Origin of the sequence: uncultured Phenylobacterium sp., assembly GCF_902826855.1 — a bacterium.
Lineage (GTDB): Bacteria > Pseudomonadota > Alphaproteobacteria > Caulobacterales > Caulobacteraceae > Phenylobacterium.
The window spans coordinates 1-4,559 of record NZ_CADEGK010000289.1 but is presented as its reverse complement, the minus strand read 5'-3'; the positions used below and the strand labels follow the sequence as shown (position 1 = coordinate 4,559).

The 4,559-nt window shown below is 67.8% G+C and carries 4 protein-coding genes; 3 read left to right on the top strand and 1 reads right to left on the bottom strand.

What is annotated here, in order from left to right; all coding sequences use genetic code 11:
• Both QZV94_RS23480 and QZV94_RS23475 read left to right on the top strand, forming a co-directional pair.
• Positions 1-2,784 (top strand): DNA-directed RNA polymerase subunit beta' (locus QZV94_RS23480; protein WP_293682655.1); only part of this gene is annotated, 2,784 nt, incomplete at its 5' end.
• Between the two features lie 123 nt (positions 2,785-2,907).
• The gene (locus QZV94_RS23475; protein WP_293682653.1) at positions 2,908-3,243 is read left to right on the top strand and encodes a zf-TFIIB domain-containing protein; all 336 of its coding nucleotides are present in this window, start codon (positions 2,908-2,910) and stop codon (positions 3,241-3,243) included.
• A gap of 15 nt (positions 3,244-3,258) precedes the next feature.
• Here the strand turns inward: QZV94_RS23475 and QZV94_RS23470 are convergent, their stop codons facing one another.
• Positions 3,259-3,936: a hypothetical protein gene (locus QZV94_RS23470; RefSeq protein WP_293682651.1), complete on the bottom strand. Its 678-nt coding sequence runs from the start codon at positions 3,934-3,936 to the stop codon at positions 3,259-3,261.
• Between the two features lie 354 nt (positions 3,937-4,290).
• Here QZV94_RS23470 and rpsL point away from each other — a divergent pair.
• On the top strand, positions 4,291-4,559 hold a 269-nt coding region (rpsL, locus tag QZV94_RS23465), incomplete at its 3' end, for a 30S ribosomal protein S12 (protein ID WP_293682649.1).

Genomic DNA, 4,559 nt, shown 5'->3' with positions numbered 1-4,559 from the left:
CACGTGCCGCTCTCGCTGGAAGCCCAGCTGGAAGCGCGCGTGCTGATGATGAGCACGAACAACATCCTGTCGCCCGCCAACGGCCGGCCGATCATCGTGCCGTCGCAGGACATCGTGCTGGGCCTCTACTACCTCTCCCTGGTGAAGGACGGTGAGCCCGGCGAGGGCAAGGCGTTCGCCGATTTGGGCGAGCTGGAAGCCGCGCTGGACGCCAACGTCGTGTCGCTGCACTCGAAGATCCGGGCGCGGCACGCGGAAATGGATGCCGACGGCAACCTGGTCCGCAAGGTCATCGAGACCTCGCCGGGCCGGATGAAGATCGCGGCGCTATTCCCGCACCACCCGGCGGTCGGCCACCGGCTTCTCGAGAAGAACCTCACGAAGAAGGAAATCGCCAACCTGATCGACACGGTCTACCGGCACTGCGGTCAGAAGGCGACGGTCATCTTCGCCGACCAGATCATGGCGCTGGGCTTCCGCGAGGCGGCCAAGGCCGGCATCTCCTTCGGCAAGGACGACATCGTCATCCCGGCCCGCAAGGAGCCGATCGTCGCCGAGACCCGCAAGCTCGTGGAAGAGTACGAGCAGCAGTACGCCGACGGCCTGATCACCAAGGGCGAGAAGTACAACAAGGTGGTCGACGCCTGGGCCAAGGCCACCGACCGCGTGGCCGACGAGATGATGGCCGAGGTGAGCTCCGCCCCGATCGGCGCCGATGGCCGTCAGGGCGAGATCAACTCGATCTTCATGATGAGCAACTCCGGGGCCCGCGGTTCGCAGGCCCAGATGAAGCAGCTCGCCGGCATGCGCGGCCTGATGGCCAAGCCGTCCGGCGAGATCATCGAGACGCCGATCATCTCGAACTTCAAGGAAGGCCTGACCGTCCAGGAGTACTTCAACTCCACCCACGGCGCCCGCAAGGGCCTGGCCGACACGGCGCTGAAGACGGCCAACTCCGGCTATCTGACGCGGCGCCTGGTCGACGTGGCGCAGGACTGCATCATCACCGAGGAAGACTGCGGCACCACCCGGGGCATCACGCTCCGCGCGGTCGTCGAGGGCGGCGACGTCCTGGTCAGCCTCGGGATGCGCATCCTGGGCCGGTTCGCGGCCGAGGATATCAAGGACCCGGGCACCAACGAGGTCATCGTCCCGGCAGACAGCTACCTCGACGAGAACATGTGCGACCTGGTGGAGAACGCCGGCGTGCAGTCGGTGAAGATCCGTTCGGTGCTGACCTGCGACACCAAGGTTGGCGTCTGCGGCGCCTGCTACGGCCGCGACCTGGCGCGCGGGACCCCGGTGAACATCGGTGAGGCGGTCGGCGTCATCGCCGCCCAGTCCATCGGCGAACCCGGCACCCAGCTGACGATGCGGACCTTCCACATCGGCGGCACGGCGCAGGTGGCCGAGCAGTCGTTCTTCGAAAGCGCCAACGATGGCACGGTGAAGATCTCCGGCGGCAACACCGTCACGGCTCCGGACGGCGCGCTCATCTCCATGAGCCGCAACCTGGCGCTCACCGTGCAGGTCGAAGGCAAGGACCGTGAGGCGTACAAGGTGCCTTACGGCGCGCGCCTGCTGGCCAAGGACGGCGAGAAGGTGAAGCGCGGCCAGCGCCTGGCCAGCTGGGACCCCTACACCACCCCGATCATCACGGAAGTGGGCGGCAAGGTCCGCTTCGAGGACCTCGTGGAGAACTTCTCGTTCCGCGAGGAAGCCGACGAGGCCACGGGCATCTCCAACCGCGTGGTTATCGACTGGCGGGCCTCGTCCAAGGGTTCGGACCTGCGTCCGGCCATGGCGGTGATCGGCGAAGACGGCGCCTACAAGCGTCTGCAGAACGGCGGCGAGGCCAAGTACCTGCTGCCCGTGGGCGCCGTTCTCTCCATCGGCGACGCCGATGAGGTGAAGCCGGGCGAGATCCTGGCCCGGATGCCGACGGAAAGCGCCAAGACCCGCGACATCACCGGCGGTCTTCCGCGGGTGGCCGAGCTGTTCGAAGCCCGTCGTCCGAAGGACTGCGCGGTCATCGCCGAGATGGACGGCCGCGTCGAATTCGGCCGCGACTACAAGAACAAGCGCCGCATCAAGATCACCCCGGAGGATGGCGGCGATGCGGTCGAGTTCCTGATCCCGAAGGGCAAGCACATCGCGGTCCACGATGGCGACATCATCCGCAAGGGTGAGTACATCATCGACGGCAACCCGGACCCGCACGACATCCTGCGGATCCAGGGCATCGAGGCGCTGGCCGAGTTCCTGGTGAACGAGATCCAGGAGGTCTATCGACTGCAGGGCGTGCCGATCAACGACAAGCACATCGAGACCATCGTCCGCCAGATGCTGCAGAAGGTGGAGATCCTCGAACCGGGCGACACCGGGCTGCTCAAGGGCGACCACCTCGAAAAGCTCGACGTGGAAGACGAGAGCGCCAAGGCCGAAGCCCGCGGCGGCCGTCCCGCCGTCACGCAACCGGTCCTGCTTGGCATCACCAAGGCGTCGCTGCAGACCCGCAGCTTCATCTCGGCGGCCTCCTTCCAGGAGACCACCCGCGTCCTCACCGAGGCCGCGGTCCAGGGCAAGAGCGACACCCTGGAAGGGCTGAAGGAGAACGTGATCGTAGGCCGTCTCATCCCGGCGGGCACAGGCTCGTACCTGCGCAACCTGCAGCGCATCGCCGCCAAGCGCGACGAGGCCCTGACGGCCAGCCGCGAGGAGGCCATGGAGCCCCTGCCGATGGAGATCGCCGAGGCCGCCCAGGCCGAGACGGTCGAAAGCTAAGCTCTATAGTAACGTCACGCGTATCGAGCGGCCCGGAAGCAATTCCGGGCCGTTTCGTTTGGCAGGCCCTTGGGCGGGCGGGGCAGGGCGCCTAGATCAGGGCCTCGCTTCCTGGAGGATCCGGTGCCGCTGCTGCTTTGCCCCAACTGCAACACCTCGATGCAGAACGTCTCGCGCTCCGGCGTGGATATCGACATGTGCCCAAGCTGCCGCGGCGTCTGGCTGGATCGCGGCGAGTTGGAAAAGCTGCTCGAGGGGGTTCGCGAGGAACGCGCCGGCCACCAGCAGCAGCGGCAGGTGTTCGAACGCGAGGTCTCCGAGTTCCGCCGCGACCCCGACGACTGGAAGCGCCGCCATCCCTACGACAGCGAACGCGGGCGCCATCGTTACGATGACGACGACGATGATCGCCACCGCAAGCGCAAGAAGGGCTTCGACATCTTCGACATCTTCGACTGAACGCGGCAGGGCTGCTTAGAACGGGACCGTGGAGGTCGGCTTGTCGCTGCCCACTATCTTCCCGATCTCGGTGGAGGTGCGGCCCGGCAGGTTGTTGCCGCGTCCGACGGCGTTGCCGTTGGCGCTGGGCCCCGCGCCTACGGTGCCGGGTCCGCCGGTGCTGCGCATGTAGGTGTAGTCGTTCTCGCGCCGGCGCGCTGCGGCGGCGAGGCCCCTGGCCTTGTCGGCGTCGATCCCTGTGCCGAGGTAGTCCGCTTGCCGGGCGCCGGCTGCGAGGTCGTCCTCGCACTTGCGCCGTTCCTCGCGGGTCAGGCCAAGCGCTGCGGCGTTGGCGCAGCCCAGCCTGCTGCGCAGCGCCTTGCGGGCGTTGACGGCGATCGCATCTTCCGCGGGCGCGATGTTCAGGGTGCGTGGCCCGGGGGCCGACGGGGCCGACGGCCGCTCCTCGGCCGCTGGGACCACCAGCGGCGCTACCGTTGTATCCTCGGGCGCGAAGCGCTGCGGGCGGCGGTGCAGGCGGATCGGCTGCGGTTTGGCCCCCGGCTGTGCCGCCGGCGGCGGGACGCGCGGCATGATCAGGACCGGGATCACGGCCTCCGGAGGCCCCGCCTGCTCCTGCGGGACGCGCAGGCGGGGAGCATGTACGGCCAGCACCGTCAGCAGCGCAGCGTGGACGGCCAGGGAGGCCGCCACGATCCATCCACTCCGGCTGGGACGCGCCCTCGCCATTCGGTCTCCCAGGCCTCAAAGCTGCACCTTAGGGAGCGGCGCATGCGAGGCGAATTCATGGCCGTCCGAGAGGGTTCCGCCATCGCGCCGCGGCCGGGGCTGCGAGATTGACGGGACGCCGCTTCACGACTATGTAGCGCGCTCTTTCGAGGCCGGGGGATTCTTCCCGGCTCCGATGAGCCGCGCCCCGCCGGAACGCCTCCAACGCGATCCGGCGAGTTTTTGCGTTTCATGGGCCGGCTTCGGACGACGACCACAAACGATCCCAACCGAGGCGCTCCGGCCAAACGGCACACGCCTCCTCGCAAGCGAGACTAGATGCCGACAGTCAACCAGCTCATCCGTAAGCCGCGCCAGGACAAGCCCTCGCGGAACAAGGTTCCGGCCCTGAAGGGTTGCCCGCAGCGCCGCGGCGTCTGCACCCGGGTCTACACCACGACCCCGAAGAAGCCGAACTCGGCGCTCCGGAAGGTCGCCAAGGTGCGTCTGACCACCGGCATCGAAGCTGTGTGCTACATCCCCGGCGAAGGCCACAACCTCCAGGAACACTCGGTGGTCCTGATCCGCGGCGGCCGCGTGAAGGACCT